The sequence below is a fragment of the Bartonella sp. PS17NMGDW genome, assembly GCF_042193555.1.
Lineage (GTDB): Bacteria > Pseudomonadota > Alphaproteobacteria > Rhizobiales > Rhizobiaceae > Bartonella > Bartonella grahamii.
This window is the reverse complement of sequence record NZ_JBHILY010000006.1, coordinates 1-18,444: the sequence shown is the minus strand read 5'-3', so window position 1 is coordinate 18,444 and position 18,444 is coordinate 1. Positions and strand designations below refer to the sequence as shown.

Here is an 18,444-nt window from a genome sequence, read left to right as displayed (position 1 = left end):
TTACCAGAATAATATACACAGCATCTGTTAAAGGTATGATTTTTGTGTAAAGTTGATCATTATACCTTTCAGAGAATAAATTGTGGATACATACTATGATACAAACGACTTCACCCAGCCACCCTTGGAGTATCAAAAAACCTACAGCCCTCTTAGTCTTAGCTGATGGAACCGTTATTGAAGGCAAAGGAGCAGGTGCTACAGGTATTGCTGAAGCTGAAGTGTGTTTTAACACCGCCATCACAGGCTATGAAGAAATCCTCACAGACCCGTCATACACACAACAAATCGTTAATTTTACTTTTCCTCATATAGGAAATGTAGGGGCAAATAGTGAAGATATTGAAGCTCTCTCTCCTCTCGATTGTCATGGTGCTGTTGGCGCTATTTTCAAGGCAGACATTACACATCCCTCAAATTATCGTGCCAATGAAAATCTTCATCAATGGCTTAAAACGCATAAAATTATTGCACTTTGTGGTATTGATACACGTGCGCTCACAATTCTTATTCGTGAAAAAGGTGCGCAAAATGCTGTCATTGCACATGATTCTAATGGAAATTTTGATATTCCTTCTTTAAAGAAACGTGCGCAAAAATGGCACGGTCTCGTCAATCTTGACCTTACGAAAGATGTGACATCTCAATCATCAATGCAATGGGATGAAAAACCATGGAGCTGGAACAAAGGATACAGTACAAATAATGTGCATAATCTTCATATCATTGCAATTGACTATGGTATTAAACGCAATATTCTTCGCCTTATGGCAACACAAAAAGCACGCATTACTGTTGTGCCTGCCCACACAACTGCAAAAGAAATTCTAGCAATGAACCCTGATGGCGTTTTTCTTTCTAATGGACCAGGGGATCCCGCAGCTACGGCTCAATATGCCGTTCCAACGATCAAAACATTAATTGATCATAATTTACCAATTTTTGGAATATGTCTTGGTCACCAACTTCTCGCTCTTACGGTTGGTGCAAAAACCATGAAAATGCACCAAGGACATCATGGTGCCAACCACCCAGTTAAAGACCTCAACACTGGAAAAGTTGAGATTGTATCGATGAATCACGGTTTCGCCGTAGATTCTGCCTCTTTACCACAACATGTACAAGAAACACATATTTCTCTCTTTGATGGTTCAAACTGTGGTATTCGAATCATTGGAAAACCAGTTTTTTCTGTTCAATATCACCCCGAAGCTTCTCCTGGACCACAAGATAGCCACTACCTCTTTCAGCATTTCTGTGATCTCATTATGAATTATAAAAAAATATCTTAAAATAAAATATCTCACTTTCTAGCTTCTCTCCTTTAAATTATATCATCTTCCCATACACAACTATATTATTTGTATACCTACAACTTATTGAATAAGTGTTATTATTTATCATTTTGCAACTAAGATGAGAGCACTGAATAACTTGAATTTTTCTCATGACCTCTCCTCTTAGAATTGTATTCATCAAAATCATTGGCTTCCCCCTAAGCAAGATAAGTGTGTCGATAAAAACCATTTTTAAAAAGAGTAAAGTGCCTCAAATAAGTATTGGATTCACAATACAATTCTAAGCATTCTATTTTGCATGAGAAGCGTAATTCCTATTAAAGAATAAAAAAAATTATTTGCACTAAATGAGAAGAATGTATCGATATTCTATACAACACTTTGTGAAACAAATATCACAAAAAACTTTCTGCCTATAAAATGATACATTTTGTTTATCTTGTGCATTCTCTAGCAAAATAGTACGTACCAGCCCCTCTCAAAAAATTAACGTACCCGCAAGGCAAAAATAACTGTTGCAACGACAAGAAGAAAAAAGCCTCCAACAAAAGGGGCACCAGAAAAATAAAACTGTGCATTTTTATCTGTAAAACATTCAAAAAGAAACACATAAAAAACAGAACCAAATATTAAACTTAACGAAATAACAGATGTCATCGCTCCTTGCAGTTCTCCTTGTACATTTGTTGGCACCTGCGCTGAAGCAATAGCGCGTATAGGTGCATGAACAAGATATTCAAGCATTGTACACATACAAACCATATAAACCATCCACCCCTGCGTTGCGAATGTATAGCCTAGCATAGCAACGGAGGCAAACAAAAGCCCCACTATAACAATATGCCAATCACTCCATCGTTTAGAAAAATAAGGCAAAATGAGAGCGACTACAATAAATTGGCCTATCCCAAAAACACTATAGGAGAGCCCAATAGAAAAAGAACTCCAATCATAGCGTTCTTTTGCAATGAAAGCCCAAATACTTAACCATACAGATTCCGCAAACCAATAAAGAAAAAAGACCAATAACACCCAAAGAACCATCGGATATTGTTTCAGGTGCCAAAAAGCACCTAAGGGATTTGCCCGCTTAATATCAAAAAAGCGCCTATTCCACAGAGAAAGAGTTTCTGGAAGCATAAGCCAAGCAAAAATAAAATTAATGAGTGAAAAACCAGCAGCAAAATAAAACGGTATACGCGGACCAAACTGACCTAAAAAACCACCAATAAACGATCCTAAAATAAACCCCAATGCGGATGCAATGCCTAACAGACCAAAATTGCGTGTACGGGTTTTATCATCGGATATATCCGCAAGATAAGCTGTACAAGTTGCAAAACTAGCACCACTCATCCCTGACAAAAGACGCCCGATAAATAACATAGAATAACTCCATGCTATGGCACATATGAGATTATCAAGAGCAAAGCAGATAATAGAGAGCAGCAAAATAGGACGACGACCATAACGATCAGAGAGATTGCCAATAACAGGAGCAAACAAAAACTGCATCACTGAATAAGCTGCAAGTAATTTTCCTCTTTCTACAAAAGATGTACTGACATCTTTTCCTGTTAATTGAGAAAAATATTCAGGCAAAACAGGACAAATAATCGCAATGCCAAGAATATCTAACAATAAAGTGATGAACACTAAAACGAGCCCACGCTGAACAAAATTCGGATTGAGCATTTGGTCTTGCATAACATACACACTATTTTACGCATACAATTACTCCCCCGCTATCTTTTTACTCCCTTTTCCTTTTAAAAGTATTCTATACCATATACTTGTCATATATAAAATAATAGCAAAGTAAAAATTTAAGTAAGAGTCAAGATAAAAATATAAAATTACGTTTTAATTAGTATATCATTGTCAAAGCATAAAAATATTTTTTTGCATTATACGAATAAAATATTTGTGCGACCAACTCATAAACAAAATTTCATGAAACACAGAGCATTTCCAATAGTTTTAGAGACATTATGACAGATTTTATCCGACATCATTTCCCCTTCTCATACCACCGTTTTCAGGAATCTCAATTCCATTTGATACGTTAGATATCCTATAGCAATTGAAACCTTTTAAAAGATAAGTATATTATAGAGAAATATTCTTTAATTCTATAATCTTAGAAACTATTCATATCGCTTGCAATTTGTGTAACCTTAAAAACCATGATTATATCTTTATATTCATTGATGCTCTTAATGATTATATGCTACTGTTAAATCTAATAATGATCGTGATACGCATTTAAAAAATAGCACTTTTAGAAATAGTTAGTCATGAATTGTTAATGCAAAAATGGTGTATAGAATGCGAAAAATATCTCTATTAGTTCTCATTTTAATATTGGTAACAGGATATGATGTTCAGGATTCTGATTCACAAGAGAGTATTTTAGGAAATAAAATAAAAACACAACAAACAAACAACATAAAACTAGATCCTTATACTCTAAATAAACTAAATGCTCTTCTCAAAAAACGTTCAGAAACAAATTATCAGGAAAAAGGGGCACTAATTGACTTTCTTTCTGAAGCTTTTTTAGGGACACCTTACCAAGCAAATATGTTACATGGCTCAGAAAAGACACCAGAAAAACTGATTATTGATTTTAGAGGCTTAGATTGCTTCACTTATCTGGATTATGTTGAAGCATTACGCAAATCAACATCCCAAACAGAATTCATAAATAACGTCATAAAAACGCGTTATATTAACGGTAATATTCATTTTTTAAATCGCAAACATTTTTTTACAGACTGGGCTTATAGAGAATATAAACTCGCCACTGATATTACCGCTGAAATAAGTCCCCATGCGGTAAAAATAGAAAAATATCTCAACAAAAAAGCTGATGGTGAAAACTATCTACCTGGGTTGCCAGTTGTGAAACGCACGATAACGTATATCCCAAGTAACTTTATTAATGAGGAGGTTGTAGGTCGTTTACAGTCTGGTGATTTTATTGGTATTTATACGAAACTTGCTGGATTGGATGTAACACATGTGGGCTTCTTTATCATGACAGATAAAGGGCCAATGTTAAGAAATGCTTCTTCACGAAAAGAAAACGAAAAAGTCGTTGATTCTCCTTTTATGGATTATGTTGCAAAAACACCAGGAATCATTGTTTTAAGAGCTCTTTAATAACATCATAGTGATATGAAATATCTTCTCTATTCTTAAAATATATACTGTAGTTATTCAGGTAAACATCTAACTTCGTTCAAGCTATACGGATACAATATATTTTTACAGTTTTTAGAGAAAAAGTCGTTTTGATCTAACTTTGTTTACAGGTATGTAAAAAATCACGGATTTGTGATCACTTTTACTGGTTGAACAATAAAGACAGGCAAAACTCTATTTTAGTATCACGCTTTCCTTTTATATTCTCAACCAAGAATTATCTATAGATTATCACTAATCTGATCTTTACGAATATAGCGCAAAAGACATAGATAAACGTTTGTAAAAATAAGTAAAAGTAACGCCAGATATGTTTTTTTTATCTCATAAAGTATTTTATAAAAATTCGATCTATCTCTCTAATTTATTGCGTATAAATTTTTGACCTTATAGCATTATTTTCCTCATAAAGTCTTTGCGTTTTCTTGTTGTCTATACATTAAAATAACCCTGATGTAGCAGCATATTTATGATTAGAATGCACCAGTACTGTACGCGTCATTGTAAAATTTTTGATGCTAGATTGAAATGAAAATATGAAGGCATCAATTAAAAACCAGTATCTATCTTTAGCATCATTCTTTAATGTGTCCCCTATCCTTCATGCAATAAAGAACATTTAAAACAGAACACATTTTATCGGTAAAACAACACATTTATTAGCAACAATAATGATGATTAATCTATGATCACAAACTTTAAAATTCTACTCATAACTTTTATATAAAATTTATCATTAAACTTATGACGAAAGCTTCATTCCTCCTCGCCCTAAGAAACGAAACATCTACTCCTGACAGTCTGTAAACAATCCGTTCTCTTAAGTGAATTTAAGCGGCTAACCATTTCATGAGATTCACTTACACAAGGATACACCAGCAAGCCCTATTTTGAATATTTACTCCACACTCTAAAAACACTTAATAGATCAAATTTTATATACCCAACCGTTAAATAACAGTGTTTTAACGAAATAGAATAAATCTTGCCTTAAATACTCTGTTTAACCTTTTATAATTGATTAATGCAAAAATTAAATCAACGAAAGAGATTCACTGTATTTTCGAGAGGTATGAATCGCCCCATCATAAAAAATAGTCCCCATAACATAGCAGACAATTTGAAAAAATCTTTTTATATAAAAGGGATCACCGTTGTACCGGGAGGCAATTTTGCCTCATCTTCAGGCTCGACATGAATAGAAATACGTACATTATCAAATTCTTGTTGAAGAACACCTTCGATTTTATCACAAATTTTATGTGCTTCTCCTACCTGCATTATAGCAGGCACAACCAAATGAAACTCTATAAAAGTAACCCTCCCAGCAACACGCGTCCGTAAATCATGGACCTCAAGCGCACCCGATGCATTTGCAGAAATCAGCTCCCGAATCCGCATGCTTTCATTCAATTCAACGCCAACGTCCATTAATCCCTGAACAGCATTTCTAATCACCTTCCAGCCCTGTAAGAGAATATTAACGGCAACGATTATCGCTAAAATTGGATCTAAAATTCCCCATCCCCCGATAAAACCAGCAATCAGACCAATTAAAATTGCAAGCGAAGTAAAAACATCCGTTATAAAATGCACTCCATCCGCTTTAAGAGCCGGTGAGCGATGGTGTTTTCCCTGCCAAATAAGAACCATTCCCCACATACAATTTATGACAGTTGCAATAAGATGAATAACAAGCCATACTCCAGGCTTCTGCAATAATTGAACGGTAGAAAGAGCTATCCATGCTTCTCTTAAAATAACAATTGCCGCAATAATAATGAGTATCCCTTCAAGAATGGCGGAAAAATATTCTGCTTTATGATGCCCAAAGGGATGATCCTGATCCGCTGGCTTCATACTCACTTTAACAGCCCACCATGCTGCAAATGACGCAAGAATATTAACTATTGATTCCAATGCATCAGAATAAAGTGCAACCGAATCTGTGATGTGATATGCCCAATATTTCAAAGCAAAAACAATACACGCAATAAAAATAGAGTATAAAGTTAAGCTTTGTATATTGATTTTTACATCCATGAACCTCATCCTTTTCTTCACGAAATAAGGGATTAATATTTTCAACCATATAATTATACTTTTGGCATATCGACAATATTTCCTCAATATTACAGAAGCTTCAGCATACAATAAACGCTTCAAGCTCACATTATTATCGTAAAAACTGCTCAGTTACACGAACAGAATCAATAAAGGAAGAAGAGAGGAACAGAATAAACAAAGAGCTTTCCCAAAAGCAATCAAACACATCACCTTCATTACTAATCGTTTTCTGAATAACTTAAAGCCATCTCACATCTCATAAACAAAAAACTTGTTTTTACTCAAATATACCATGATCATGCATTATTTTTCAGTCTTATAATGTGCATCATAAGCCATCTTTGCAACTTAGAAAAAATATCTTAGCACTCTACTGTAACCTCAGAGGTCAACCGCATTTTAAAATATGATTTACTAAAAAATTGAGATATAAAAAAGAAGAACAATGATTACCCCAAAAAAAAGAATCTGGGCATTGGGGACCCAGATTCTTTTCCCTTAGAAATTAAGGGCATACAGAACTTGGGAAATAGCGGGGACCCAAGACACTGCACCCGATACGAGAAAAAATATATGATTCCGTATCAGTATTTTTATACTATACCTATGGTTGCATATTGTCAACACAAATTCTACCATAAGTTTTAAAATAATGTTTTTTTCTCTCTTTGTTAAAATAAAATAAATTCTAACATCTGGAAATCATAAGAAAAAAGCACTAAAAATCTCTCATGCATTTGAATATCATAACAATCAATGAAACCGATGATCCACGCCTAAAAGCCTATCATAATATCCGTGAAAAAGATCTTGTTGGACGGCAACATCAATTTATTGCTGAAGGCAAAGTAACATTGTCCGCATTACTGCACTCGAAAGAGTTTTCTGCCATCTCACTGCTCATCGTAGAAAACCGTCTCTCTGGACTTCTACCGCTTTTAGAAAAAACACAGCCTCTATGTCCCATTTATTGCGTTCCACAAAAAGTCATGGATAATATCACCGGCTTCCATGTTCATCGTGGTGTCTTGGGTATTGGTAAACGCAAAATACTGCCATCCTTACAAAGTTTTCTACAACATCTTCCAGAAAAAGCTTTGATTCTTGTTTTATGTGGTATCTCGAATCACGATAATATGGGATCAATTTTTCGTAATGCAGCAGCCTTTGCCAGTAATGGTATTATTGTCGACAAAACCTCATGCGATCCACTTTATCGTAAATCAATAAGAGTTTCTGCCGGCGCTGCTTTAAAAGTACCCTATACGCAAAACGCTGATATAAATGACATTATAGCTGCTCTAAACGATGAAAACTTTCATTTTTATGCACTCTCCCCTTCTGCTTCACACACTCTCAAGCAAGCCAACAAAACTAAAAGAATGGCACTTATTTTTGGAACAGAAGGCGATGGCTTACCACCCCATATACTACAACAATCAAAAACCTTACGTATTCCCATGACTGACGGTTTTGACAGCCTTAATGTTGCCACAGCCTCAGGTATTGCACTTGCCCATTTTACCAACTTTGACCACTAAAGATGATAACACTTTAAGTTGTAAAACATATCCGATGTTGTATGTTATCTATCAGTCCCAATAATGTTGCTGTTCCCTAGCATTTGAAAGCATTAATTAAAAAACATTTTTATATTTTTCTTATCGATGCTTTCCGCACCCTAACCCCGCTCATGACGTGCAGAAGACATAATTTTGATGGATCCAATCATTTAAAAACTTTCAATGATAAAATCTTCCGGAAGTCTCTCATTCAAGTTTAAGTTTAAAATTATCATTATAAATCAACTGACTATTTTTTATGAAGCTGTTATTTTAGTTCAGAAGAAACAGAATCTTTTGTTTCGAGATTGCATAAAACGCGCTTCAACATCATTTCAGTATGGGCCGCACGTTCTGAATGTGTTACAAATCCTCCCCCAAGAATACGCGCATCATGACCATTTTCATCATAAAGAACGCAAGCTTGCCCTGGTGCCACACCATTTTCACATTCCAATAAATCAACGGAAAAAACACCTTCTTTATAATGTAAGCGCGCAAGGTGAGGAGGACGCGTTGAACGCACCTTTACAGCTACCTCAATACCTTGAGAAGGAAAATTATCTAACGACTCATCACCAAGCCAATTCACATCACGTAAAAAAAGCTTATGTGTTTCTAACATTTCACGCGGTCCAACAATAACACGTGCATTTTCCACATCGAGATAAACCACATAAAGCGCTTCACCCGTTGATACTCCAATACCACGACGTTGACCAACCGTATAATTAACAATTCCCGAATGTTTACCTAAGATCTTTCCATCAATATGGACAATAACGCCAGGATTAGCTGCTTCTGGACGCAGTTTTGCGATAACATCTGAATATTTTCCTTGTGGAACAAAACAAATATCCTGACTATCATGCTTATTGGCAACCACAAAGCCCATTTCTGCTGCCATTTCACGAACGCGGGTTTTTGGAAGGTCACCAAGTGGAAAACGCAAATAATCAATCTGTTCTTGTGTCGTTGCGAAGAGAAAATAACTCTGATCACGATCATTATCGAGAGGACGAAAGAGTGCTCGATGCGCTCCGTGGGAACGCGAACGAATATAATGTCCCGTAGCCAAAGCATCTGCCCCCAATTCGCGTGCCGTTGCTAATAAATCAGCAAACTTAACCGTTTGATTACACGCAATACATGGTACTGGTGTCTCTCCATGCGCATAGCTTTCTGCAAAAGGATCAATAACAGCTTCGCGAAAACGCTTTTCATAATCAAGAACATAATGCGGTATTCCTAATGTTTCTGCAACGCGGCGTGCATCCTCAATATCTTGTCCTGCACAACACGCCCCCACCCGATGCGTCGCTGCCCCATGATCATAAAGCTGCAACGTAATGCCAATAACATTATACCCTTCCTTTTTCAAAAGACCTGCAACAACCGATGAATCAACCCCTCCCGACATTGCAACAACAATGCGAGAATCCTCAGGTTGTCCTGGTAAATCAAGACTGTTTAAAAACATGTATTCATTCTCTATTTAATGCTCTGTTTAATGTCTACTCATATGTTAACATTTTGATGTACGCTCTTCAGCACTTTTACACGATTGATTGTCTTTATATTGTTTTTTTATCTTTTCCACAACCATAGGCATTACTTTCTTAAAAGCTGCTGCAAACAAAAAAAGAATGATCGAAATAAGGCATAATGGCAATCGTTTGGGAGAAAACCTTTTTGCTCTTTTTAAAATCTGGTAAAATATTGCAAGAAGCTCTTCTACACACTTCACTTAAGTTTCTTTTTACGTGCTCAATCACTTTATTAATTTTTTCTTTCAGCGCGTTTAGCTCTTTTTTAAATTTCATGCTCTATAAACGAATCAAGTCCTTGACTAAAGGTAGAGGATACGAATGACCAATTTGATAAAAACACAAATGAAATATGTTATTGGGCCAGATGGAAGTCCGCTTACAATTGCCGACCTACCGCCGCAAACAACACGACGCTGGGTGATTCGTCGCAAAGCTGAAGTTGTTGCGGCTGTCAGAGGTGGATTGTTAAGTCTTGACGAAGCGTGCCAACGTTATACTTTGACTGTAGAAGAATTTCTTTCATGGCAAAGTTTGATCGATGAACACGGTTTAGCGGGATTACGAACGACCAAGATTCAAAACTACAGGCATTAAGTTGCCCTTGATGACGATTCGATAACATAAAGAAACTTGTAAAACAGCCAAATTTGATAAAAATTTGGCTGTTTTATACTATACCCAAAAGATAAATCTGAAAGAATAGATTTTTCAATAATTGCTTTTATCATCCAACCATTGAATTAGCCAACCATTGAATTAGATTGAATCAAAATATCCTCACCACCCGCAGCAATCTTCTTTTCCCGTGCTTCCAAAAGCTGTGCACGTTGCAGCTCTGTATTAGCTTCATGGAGAGCAATTTCAGCGTTTGTTTTTTGAAGCTGTAAATCACGAATTGAATTGATCAGATTATCACGTCTTTGCCGCGCTGCACGCGCAAAAGCAGAATAAGCAAAATGGTGAACATCATTGTTTCCAGATTTACGTTCTTCATGAGTAATTTGTGCTTCCAGCTCTAACACCATTCGTTCAAACTCTGCGATCATCATCTCAAGCTGTGCAATTTCACGGCGTTTTCCACGCACTTGAAACATCCTCAATCGCACCATATTTTCTCGTGGCTTCATACTCACTACTCCTTGATTGCGCCAACTCAAAACTCGCATTCACACCCAATAAATATCTTTTAGTTATATGTCTATCCGACAAAAACAGTCTATTGACTTGAAATTATAACAATTTTCGCCTTTCATTAAAGCATCTGAACATACAATCTGCTTTAAAGAGCAATAACTATTTCTTTACTTTTCCCCCCATTATAAAATGAAGAGATTTAAAGCTCAGTAAACAAACACTGAAATTGTAAAAAAGTAATTTATAATGCTCTTTTACAAATTTTTTTAAGTTAAAGTTTATAAAAAAAGCCCTTCTTTTTTTATTATGTTAAAAAAATATGCGATTTTTCTAAAATAATTTTGCAGCCTCTTTCAAAAATAAAAATATTTTGTTAACCACTATCATGGATAGTGGGGAATTTAGTAGTGATTGTTACGCGTACTACTGAAATATTCATAAACACTTTGTTATAAGTGTTTGATTTCATGAATTGTTTTTATAACAGTGGTTTTGCTAACTGATTATAAAATAGAAATGCTCCTTATGATTCGTGAAGGAGCGAAGTGAGGGATCTAAAATGCGCGTATTATTAATTGAAGATGATAGAGCAGTTACTCAAAGCATTGAGTTAATGTTAAAGTCAGCTAACTTTAATGTTTATATCACTGATCTGGGTGAAGAAGGTATCGATTTAGGAAAACTCTATGATTATGATATCATTTTGCTTGATCTGAATTTGCCCGATATGTCAGGGTATGATGTCTTGCGGACTCTAAGGTTGGCAAAAATAAAAACTCCTGTCCTGATCCTTTCTGGTATGAATGCCATTGAAGACAAGGTCCGTGGTTTTGGCTTTGGAGCTGACGACTATATGACAAAGCCTTTTCATAAGGATGAGCTCATTGCACGTATCCATGCAGTTGTTCGTCGCTCTAAAGGACATGCACAATCGGTTATTGTTACCGGTGATCTCACTGTCAACCTTGATGCAAAAACCGTCGAAGTTGCAGGGCGCCCCGTTCATTTAACCGGAAAAGAGTATCAAATGCTAGAGCTTCTCTCTTTACGTAAAGGTACCACCCTTACTAAGGAAATGTTTCTCAATCATCTCTATGGTGGAATGGATGAACCAGAACTAAAGATTATCGATGTTTTTATCTGTAAATTGCGGAAAAAATTGGAAGCAGTCTCTTCTAGTGTAAATTACATTGATACAGTTTGGGGACGCGGTTATGTATTACGTGATCCAGTTGAAGAGAACGTACGAAAAACCGCTTAAGCAGTGAACATGCACTTTGTAAAATCTCGGAGTGTGGCGGGCCGAGATTTTTTCCCAAAATCTGTTCTCTGTTAAAAGTAGAAAACTCGCACACCAAAAATTCTCATATAGAAAGCGCTTAAAGCTTAATAAGTAACTATACAGCATTTACACATATAACTCTATTGCTCATATGTTCAATCGAAGCCACTTTTCCCAACACGGCTTAAGCGCTTCTCTCTTATTCAAAGCTTTTTTACACTTTCTAAAACAATACAATGATCATTTTCATCAATATTTATTTTCATCTCTGTCATCTGAGAAAGTAACATTGTGTAATAAAATTGGATGACATGTGCATCAATAAGCTCTTCTTGAACTTCTCCACGAAATAACGCAAGAAAATGAGGGGGTATACGGAGAGTTTTACCGAAAACCTCAAATCGAAAAGAGCGTTTATTTTCTTCTTGCAAAATCATAACAACAATTTCACCACCACGAGAAACTGTTGCGTTTGCAATCAATAATAAATTAAGCAAAAGTTTAACTTCATCTTTTGGTAACAATAAAGAAGAAGCTTGCCATTTTAAAGTTGCTTTTTCTTCTTTCATATATTGTTGAGCAACCTGCTCTGCAGCCCGTGTATCTATTTGTCCTCCACTTGCACCAGCAAAACCAAAAGCCAATCGCGCAAATTGTAGACGTGCAGCAGCACTCGCAACGGATAAACGCACCAATTGTAAAGCATCTTCTTCAGCTCCTCCTTCATCATAAAGCTCCATTGCATTTTGAATAGCCCCCACAGGTGAGATCAAATCATGGCAAATACGACTACAAAGCAAAGCAGCAAGATCCGTAGGATTCAAAGAAATATCTAACGTCATAATGATTGAAAACTCCTAGATTCAAAAAAACAAACTTTATTTTAAAGAAAAACTCTTAATATCTGATGCATAATAGGAAACATTAACAATCATGCTAAAAGAAATTCAGAAATAAATTCAAGAATTTAAATAACCTTATATCTTATTTTTTATTTGAATAGAATGAAAATTCTAATATTATCTTTTTGTTTATCACTAATAAAAGGAGAAAACTTCATGGCTCTCTCTCTGCTCAAATACTGGTACAAAAATATTATATCTTTAATCTTCCTTTTATTCATCACCATAAACACTGCACATGCTCAACTACAACCAATAGAGCAAAACGAACCCCATTATTCACTCCAAGAAATTATTGATTCTGGGCATCTTTTTTTTGGAAAAACAGCCAGTGGTCTGGCTGTTGCAATTCAAAATATTTTTTCACAATACGGTTATCCCAATGCCTATATTTTAGGAGAAGAAGCTTCTGGTGCCTTTTTTGCTGGATTAACCTATGGTGAAGGAAGAGTTTTTACCAAAAGCTATGGTCAACATAAAGTTTTTTGGCAAGGTCCCTCAGTAGGATGGGATTTTGGCGGCCAAGGCTCCCGTTTAATGATCTTAGTTTACAACCTTAATAGCATAAATAATTTATGGAAACGCTATGGTGGTATTTCAGGTTCGGCCTATTTAATTGCAGGTGTTGGTTTTCATGTCCTCAAATACCATAATACCTTGTTAATCCCAATACGTACAGGGATCGGTGCACGCCTTGGTATCAATATAGGATATTTAAAATTAACACCTAGACCGACATGGAATCCGTTTTAAACGTATTCTTATTTGAAATAGGGGTATTATGCTTATTCAATCGTTTATTTTTTTTATTCTTGGAGTTGCTTTCACTTCTTGGGTACTGGTGCTTTTGTCTCCTTTTATTTGGCGTAAAGCCGTTCATTTTGCGTATAAAGATGTTTGTGCGCAAATGCCATTATCACTCGCGGAAATAGAAGCAAATCACGATTTTCTTCGTGCACAACATGCTGTAGAATTAGCAAACAACCAACAAAAGTACGAATTTTTGCAAAAAAAATACGCCCAACAAAAAGTACAACTGAGCCAAATAACAGAACAATTTTATCGGCTATGCCTCCCCACACAAGACACTCTCACTAAAGAAGCGATAGCAATCAAACAAAATATCGCCACAACTTTCAAAGGAAAGAAAAATGATGCGTGAAAAAATCGCACACTATCAGCAACGTTTACAAAAAATCCAAACTTATCAGCTTGACACGACTGCTAACCATCAATTGCTGGAAGAACTCCGTGAAGAAACAAAAGAACTTGCAGCAACATTGGCAGCTCAAATAGCGCTACAAGAGGGAAACACATCACCCATCAATACATTGATTCAAAAATCGAAAAGCAAAAATGACCTCGCATCACGTATTCGCAAAAAAATCACTTGTCTCTCCCAAAACCCCGTTAAATAAGTTATCTTTTAAAACACCTTGAATGAAGAGTAAAATCAACAAAGGTTCATTATAACTTTCATAACCCAAATCCTTTTTATTAAACGTGACTTTCTTGCTAAGCTAAAGGACAAAGTTTCTTAACCCATACCGTTCTGTTAAAAAGCATCTTCTTGTTTAGCAGATTCACTTGCTAATTATATCACCGCCCGAAAGGACAACATTTCATAGGTCCTAGAAAGCAAATAATACCAAAAACATTGGTCACACACTCTAACAAAAAATACCTTCTAAGATGAGTCACTAATAAAGCTTTGACCATAATTTTAAGGATAAAAATACGCTCTCAAAAGTGATAAAAATCTCTTATTTTTTGGATAATCATATCCTGATCCGTTTGTGTCAAGTAAGGATGCATTGGTAAACTTAAAACACACTCTCCTAAAGATTCTGAAACAGAAAGGGAATCTTTTACATAAGGAAAGTGTTTATAAGCTGGCTGTTGATGTAAAGGAGTTTTATAATAAATCATTGTAGGGATAGAATTTTTTTGTAAAAAATCTTTTAATTTATCACGTTCTTTTACCTTAATCGTATATTGTGCATAAGCAGAACGAATATTTTCTCCTATTTCTGGAACTGTAACAACATCTCTTAAGCCATTGGAATAGCGTTGAGCAATTTCTACACGCTTTTCCATTTCATCTTCAAAGATCGCAAACTTTTCTAGTAAAATTGCAGCCTGAATGCTATCTAGGCGCGAATTCATACCAATACGTACATTGTCATATTGCGTTTCACCTTTACCATGAAACAAAATAGAGCGTAAAAGTTCTGCAAAATGATCATCATTGGTCATCATAGCGCCTCCATCGCCATAACATCCTAATGGTTTTGCAGGATAAAAACTTGTAGCAGCCACATCACCAAAAGCACCGCACATAGTATTACCGCTTCTTCCACCCATAGATTGAGCAGCATCTTCAATTACAAAAAGATTTTCCTTTGCTGCCACTTGAGCAATTTGCACATAGTCAGCAGAAAGACCAAATAAATCAACGGCAATAATAGCCTTTGGCCTTAGACGTCCCTCTTTTTTTACCATTTCGATAGCATGAGAAAGTTTTTCAATATCAATATTGAATGTATCAGGTAAAACATCAACAAAAACAGGCTTAGCCCCCACCAAAGCAACCACTTCAGCCGTTGCTGAAAATGTAAAACTAGGACAAAACACAGCATCCCCTGGACCAATATTTTTAGCCATAAGAGGCATCTTCAAAGCATCTGTTCCATTAGCACATGCAATCACATGTTTAACACCAAGATATTCTGCCAATTTCTCTTCAAATTCTGTTACTTCTGGCCCCAAAATATACTTACCACTAGCGACAACATGTGCAATTGCAGAATTAATTTTATCTTCAATACGCGCACGCTGCGCCCCAAGGTCGATGAATTGCATATTAACTCCATTGATCATCACAAGAATGCAAAAGCGCTACCTATCTCTTTTATCTATCATAATTGACACCAGCAGCTGTTAAAATCCGTAAAACCGCAATAGCATCATCACCATTTGTACGAGGTGATTGACGCGTTTCAATACAATGAAGAAAGTGCCGTAATTCGCAAGTAAGCGGCAAATCTTCACAAACATCAATATAATTCAGCTCATCCATGCTAAAAGCCCACTCTTGATTTTCTTTCCAAACGGCAAAATGGTGCATTGCCAATTTACGGCTCCACGGTTCCATATCATCAAAAACGAGCATAGCCTTTGTTCCAACAACAGTTAAACGTCTCTCACGATAAGAACTCAAGCGTGAAGTAAAAAGATGACTACGCACACCATTTGGAAAAGTCATATGAATATGAGAAAAATCAGAAATCTGATCAACGACAGCAGCCCCCTCACCGCGAATTTCGGAAGGTTCACATCCTGTCAACGCCAAAATCATTGAGAGATCATGAGGCGCAAGATCCCATAAAGCATCGCTGTGTGTGTGAAATTTTCCAAAGCCTAATCTATGAGAATAAATATATCGCACATCTCCCACTTCTCCGTTTTTCACCAATTCACACATTTTTTCAAAAGCCGGATGAAAACGTAAAATATGGCCTACCATAAAAACTCGCTCATAAGCCTCAGCCTCCTGAACTTGGCGTTTAGCATCAGAAACATTCAAGGCTATTGGTTTTTCCACTAAAACATCTTTACCATTTTTAACAGCACGGAGCACATTTTGCGTATGCAATTGTGGCGGCAATGCTAATACCAGCGCATCAATATCTCGATGAGTAAAAAGATCATCTGGTGTAACAAGCTCTACACCATACATCGTTGCAAAACTAGCAGCACGATCATTATCAATATCAGAGACTGCTGCCAAAGCCCCGAGAGAATGGAGTGTTCGTATATGATTTTCACCCCAATGACCGCATCCTAAAACCGCTACACGTGGCACCATTTTCATGCCTTACCCTACTTTATCATATAAAATTACACTTTTACATATCGAGGATAAAATAGAATGACAAGAGAAAAGCTTAAAAACGATGCTTGACATCTTACTATTCTACCCCTTATATCCGCAAAAGATGTAATTCTTTACAATTATGATTGCTTATTTTGGCGGAGTAGCTCAGTAGGTTAGAGCAGAGGAATCATAATCCTTGTGTCGGGGGTTCAAATCCCTCCTCCGCTACCATTACTTTTTTTGTTGTTGTAGCTTGCCAGCGGGTTTTGTATATTTTGCCACTAGGTTTTGTAGCAATTTATTTTTTTTCAAAGAGTTTTAAAGTGGTTCTCAAAGGATCTTCAAAGATCATTTAAAGCCTCTTTTTCTTTTCTGCTCAAAATCACAATTTGAGATGATCAATCAAATTGACTGATAATTTTTCTGTATCCTAAGCATACTATCAAAAAGAGAAAAAGCGTTTAAGCAATTCGGTCAACTTGACCAAATTGCTCTTCAGTCTGCAATTGTGCAATGTTTGCACCATTGCTCCTTTGAGGAATTGGGTAAACATTACCCTATTGCTGTACTCATGCAATTGGATCAACTTGATCCTATTGCTCGTTTTAGCAATTGGTGCAAGTTGCACCTATTCCTTACCTCCACACCAAAGTGCGAACTTTTGATTTTGGTCTCAATACTCTTCAACACCGATCAAAGGGTCAAGTCGACCCTTTGATTTTTTGTCACTCAGAGTTTTCCTTTTCTCCTGCCTCTTTTCCCTTGTTTGGTGCTTCAAGTGTAATTTCTGTGGTGTATCCACTTTGTTTTTCATAGCAGTGGGTGACGGTCGCGGCTTTCCATAGACCATTGATTTCGCCTCGAAACCCTTGAAGAAGCAGAGGTTGATCCGCCATGATTTCTGGGCGTCCCTCAAGGGTCAAAGAACCACTGCCCACAGCACGACACAACCTGTCCGACTCGGAAGCAGCAGCAGCTCGTGCTTCCTCCTCACAAGTGTAACAAGTCCGTAAACGCCGCACGGGACCGCTAACCCCTGTCTGATGCTTGACTTGGCATTGCTGCCCTTTTGAGCGATCAAAATAAGAAGCTTCAATGGTGCCATATTGCGTGCGTGGCTCTAGGGTAAATTCCCAGTTGGAACAGTCGTGTTTATGAAGTTCGAGTGCTGGTAAATTGTCACCGCTTAAAAATAAAAACTTATTGTCCTTGATCAAAAAACGTGCCCGCATACGATCAGCAAGGCGGGTTAAAAAATCAACAGCCGATTGATCTGTGCGAATCACATAAGGCAAAGTTTGTTTGGTGAACTGAGGACTGACCTTTGCTTGATAACCATGGCGTTTGGCAAGTGTCTCAACAATCTCACCAACAGTTTTGTGATCAAAATGCTCACTCGCCTGTTCTTTGAGTTCTTTACGCATCGAGGCACTTTTGCCACAAAGGCGCAAGATCTCTCCATCACTGCCACCACAACTGACCACTGACTCGACAACAAAACACCCCATAAAAGCACTGATGCTGTTCTCATAACCAAAGATCACCTGGAGCGCACTGTTGCTTGA

Annotated in this window: 17 protein-coding genes and 1 tRNA gene; 9 read left to right on the top strand and 9 right to left on the bottom strand. The window is 36.6% G+C overall.

The genetic code is table 11. The features are described 5' to 3' along the window. Positions 1-95: 95 nt before the first annotated feature. Positions 96-1,292 carry a glutamine-hydrolyzing carbamoyl-phosphate synthase small subunit gene (carA, locus tag ACFIJK_RS05345; RefSeq protein WP_375627028.1) on the top strand — a complete coding sequence of 399 codons (1,197 nt, stop codon included), beginning with the start codon at positions 96-98 and terminating at the stop codon, positions 1,290-1,292. A 492-nt stretch (positions 1,293-1,784) separates the two neighbouring features. Here the strand turns inward: carA and ACFIJK_RS05340 are convergent, their stop codons facing one another. Further along, entirely contained in the window at positions 1,785-3,005 is a 1,221-nt protein-coding gene (locus tag ACFIJK_RS05340; RefSeq protein ID WP_375627026.1) for an MFS transporter, read from the bottom strand. 621 nt (positions 3,006-3,626) lie between these two features. Between ACFIJK_RS05340 and ACFIJK_RS05335 the strand changes: the two genes are divergently transcribed. Beyond that, on the top strand, positions 3,627-4,463 hold the full coding sequence (locus tag ACFIJK_RS05335; RefSeq protein ID WP_375627024.1) for a DUF1460 domain-containing protein: 837 nt from the start codon (positions 3,627-3,629) through the stop codon (positions 4,461-4,463). 1,176 nt (positions 4,464-5,639) lie between these two features. On the opposite strand, the gene ACFIJK_RS05330 is transcribed toward ACFIJK_RS05335, so the two are convergent. After that, on the bottom strand, positions 5,640-6,548 hold the full coding sequence (locus ACFIJK_RS05330; protein ID WP_375626185.1) for a cation diffusion facilitator family transporter: 909 nt from the start codon (positions 6,546-6,548) through the stop codon (positions 5,640-5,642). A 755-nt stretch (positions 6,549-7,303) separates the two neighbouring features. Here ACFIJK_RS05330 and ACFIJK_RS05325 point away from each other — a divergent pair. Further along, positions 7,304-8,113 (top strand): TrmH family RNA methyltransferase, encoded by an 810-nt coding sequence (locus ACFIJK_RS05325; RefSeq protein ID WP_375627021.1) that lies wholly within the window; start codon positions 7,304-7,306, stop codon positions 8,111-8,113. A 289-nt stretch (positions 8,114-8,402) separates the two neighbouring features. On the opposite strand, the gene mnmA is transcribed toward ACFIJK_RS05325, so the two are convergent. After that, positions 8,403-9,614, bottom strand: coding sequence for a tRNA 2-thiouridine(34) synthase MnmA (gene mnmA / locus ACFIJK_RS05320; RefSeq protein WP_375627019.1), 1,212 nt, complete (start codon positions 9,612-9,614; stop codon positions 8,403-8,405). 139 nt (positions 9,615-9,753) lie between these two features. Beyond that, complete coding sequence (locus ACFIJK_RS05315; protein WP_375627017.1) at positions 9,754-9,957, bottom strand: hypothetical protein; 204 nt, start codon at positions 9,955-9,957, stop codon at positions 9,754-9,756. A gap of 45 nt (positions 9,958-10,002) precedes the next feature. Between ACFIJK_RS05315 and ACFIJK_RS05310 the strand changes: the two genes are divergently transcribed. Then, complete coding sequence (locus tag ACFIJK_RS05310) at positions 10,003-10,278, top strand: DUF1153 domain-containing protein (RefSeq protein ID WP_015856675.1); 276 nt, start codon at positions 10,003-10,005, stop codon at positions 10,276-10,278. A gap of 146 nt (positions 10,279-10,424) precedes the next feature. Here ACFIJK_RS05310 and ACFIJK_RS05305 read toward each other — a convergent pair whose 3' ends face one another. Beyond that, positions 10,425-10,811, bottom strand: a complete 387-nt coding sequence (locus ACFIJK_RS05305; protein ID WP_375626192.1) for a flagellar export protein FliJ — start codon at positions 10,809-10,811, stop codon at positions 10,425-10,427. Between the two features lie 566 nt (positions 10,812-11,377). Here ACFIJK_RS05305 and ctrA point away from each other — a divergent pair. Beyond that, positions 11,378-12,079 (top strand): response regulator transcription factor CtrA, encoded by a 702-nt coding sequence (ctrA, locus tag ACFIJK_RS05300; protein ID WP_015856677.1) that lies wholly within the window; start codon positions 11,378-11,380, stop codon positions 12,077-12,079. 224 nt (positions 12,080-12,303) lie between these two features. Here the strand turns inward: ctrA and chpT are convergent, their stop codons facing one another. Then, positions 12,304-12,942: a histidine phosphotransferase ChpT gene (gene chpT / locus ACFIJK_RS05295; protein ID WP_015856678.1), complete on the bottom strand. Its 639-nt coding sequence runs from the start codon at positions 12,940-12,942 to the stop codon at positions 12,304-12,306. 216 nt (positions 12,943-13,158) lie between these two features. On the opposite strand from chpT, the gene ACFIJK_RS05290 reads away from it, so the two are divergent. Genes ACFIJK_RS05290 through ACFIJK_RS05280 form a run of 3 tightly spaced genes read left to right on the top strand, consistent with a single transcriptional unit; the run spans position 13,159 to position 14,420 of the window. Continuing rightward, positions 13,159-13,755 (top strand): DUF1134 domain-containing protein, encoded by a 597-nt coding sequence (locus ACFIJK_RS05290; protein WP_375626194.1) that lies wholly within the window; start codon positions 13,159-13,161, stop codon positions 13,753-13,755. 28 nt (positions 13,756-13,783) lie between these two features. Further along, positions 13,784-14,164 (top strand): hypothetical protein, encoded by a 381-nt coding sequence (locus ACFIJK_RS05285; protein ID WP_375627013.1) that lies wholly within the window; start codon positions 13,784-13,786, stop codon positions 14,162-14,164. Beyond that, positions 14,154-14,420, top strand: a complete 267-nt coding sequence (locus ACFIJK_RS05280) for a hypothetical protein (protein ID WP_375626198.1) — start codon at positions 14,154-14,156, stop codon at positions 14,418-14,420. The genes ACFIJK_RS05285 and ACFIJK_RS05280 overlap by 11 nt, the downstream gene beginning before the upstream one ends. A 325-nt stretch (positions 14,421-14,745) precedes the next feature. Here the strand turns inward: ACFIJK_RS05280 and ACFIJK_RS05275 are convergent, their stop codons facing one another. Together ACFIJK_RS05275 and ACFIJK_RS05270 are read right to left on the bottom strand one after the other, a co-directional pair. Further along, positions 14,746-15,864: a DegT/DnrJ/EryC1/StrS family aminotransferase gene (locus tag ACFIJK_RS05275; protein ID WP_375626200.1), complete on the bottom strand. Its 1,119-nt coding sequence runs from the start codon at positions 15,862-15,864 to the stop codon at positions 14,746-14,748. Positions 15,865-15,913: 49 nt separating this feature from the next. After that, on the bottom strand, positions 15,914-16,870 hold the full coding sequence (locus ACFIJK_RS05270) for a Gfo/Idh/MocA family protein (protein WP_015856681.1): 957 nt from the start codon (positions 16,868-16,870) through the stop codon (positions 15,914-15,916). Positions 16,871-17,033: 163 nt separating this feature from the next. Here ACFIJK_RS05270 and ACFIJK_RS05265 point away from each other — a divergent pair. Then, positions 17,034-17,110, top strand: a tRNA-Met gene (locus ACFIJK_RS05265). A gap of 494 nt (positions 17,111-17,604) precedes the next feature. Here ACFIJK_RS05265 and ACFIJK_RS05260 read toward each other — a convergent pair. Next, positions 17,605-18,444: phage late control D family protein (locus ACFIJK_RS05260; protein WP_375627010.1), on the bottom strand; the 840-nt coding region annotated here is incomplete at its 5' end.

Excerpts from the sequence above, each read along its gene's own strand:
- carA (WP_375627028.1), top strand. The coding sequence starts at position 96 with ATGATACAAACGACTTCACCCAGCCACCCTTGGAGTATCAAAAAACCT.
- ACFIJK_RS05340 (WP_375627026.1), bottom strand. The coding sequence starts at position 3,005 with ATGCAAGACCAAATGCTCAATCCGAATTTTGTTCAGCGTGGGCTCGTT.
- ACFIJK_RS05335 (WP_375627024.1), top strand. The coding sequence starts at position 3,627 with ATGCGAAAAATATCTCTATTAGTTCTCATTTTAATATTGGTAACAGGA.
- ACFIJK_RS05330 (WP_375626185.1), bottom strand. The coding sequence starts at position 6,548 with ATGGATGTAAAAATCAATATACAAAGCTTAACTTTATACTCTATTTTT.
- ACFIJK_RS05325 (WP_375627021.1), top strand. The coding sequence starts at position 7,304 with ATGCATTTGAATATCATAACAATCAATGAAACCGATGATCCACGCCTA.
- mnmA (WP_375627019.1), bottom strand. The coding sequence starts at position 9,614 with ATGTTTTTAAACAGTCTTGATTTACCAGGACAACCTGAGGATTCTCGC.
- ACFIJK_RS05315 (WP_375627017.1), bottom strand. The coding sequence starts at position 9,957 with ATGAAATTTAAAAAAGAGCTAAACGCGCTGAAAGAAAAAATTAATAAA.
- ACFIJK_RS05310 (WP_015856675.1), top strand. The coding sequence starts at position 10,003 with ATGACCAATTTGATAAAAACACAAATGAAATATGTTATTGGGCCAGAT.
- ACFIJK_RS05305 (WP_375626192.1), bottom strand. The coding sequence starts at position 10,811 with ATGAAGCCACGAGAAAATATGGTGCGATTGAGGATGTTTCAAGTGCGT.
- ctrA (WP_015856677.1), top strand. The coding sequence starts at position 11,378 with ATGCGCGTATTATTAATTGAAGATGATAGAGCAGTTACTCAAAGCATT.
- chpT (WP_015856678.1), bottom strand. The coding sequence starts at position 12,942 with ATGACGTTAGATATTTCTTTGAATCCTACGGATCTTGCTGCTTTGCTT.
- ACFIJK_RS05290 (WP_375626194.1), top strand. The coding sequence starts at position 13,159 with ATGGCTCTCTCTCTGCTCAAATACTGGTACAAAAATATTATATCTTTA.
- ACFIJK_RS05285 (WP_375627013.1), top strand. The coding sequence starts at position 13,784 with ATGCTTATTCAATCGTTTATTTTTTTTATTCTTGGAGTTGCTTTCACT.
- ACFIJK_RS05280 (WP_375626198.1), top strand. The coding sequence starts at position 14,154 with ATGATGCGTGAAAAAATCGCACACTATCAGCAACGTTTACAAAAAATC.
- ACFIJK_RS05275 (WP_375626200.1), bottom strand. The coding sequence starts at position 15,864 with ATGCAATTCATCGACCTTGGGGCGCAGCGTGCGCGTATTGAAGATAAA.
- ACFIJK_RS05270 (WP_015856681.1), bottom strand. The coding sequence starts at position 16,870 with ATGGTGCCACGTGTAGCGGTTTTAGGATGCGGTCATTGGGGTGAAAAT.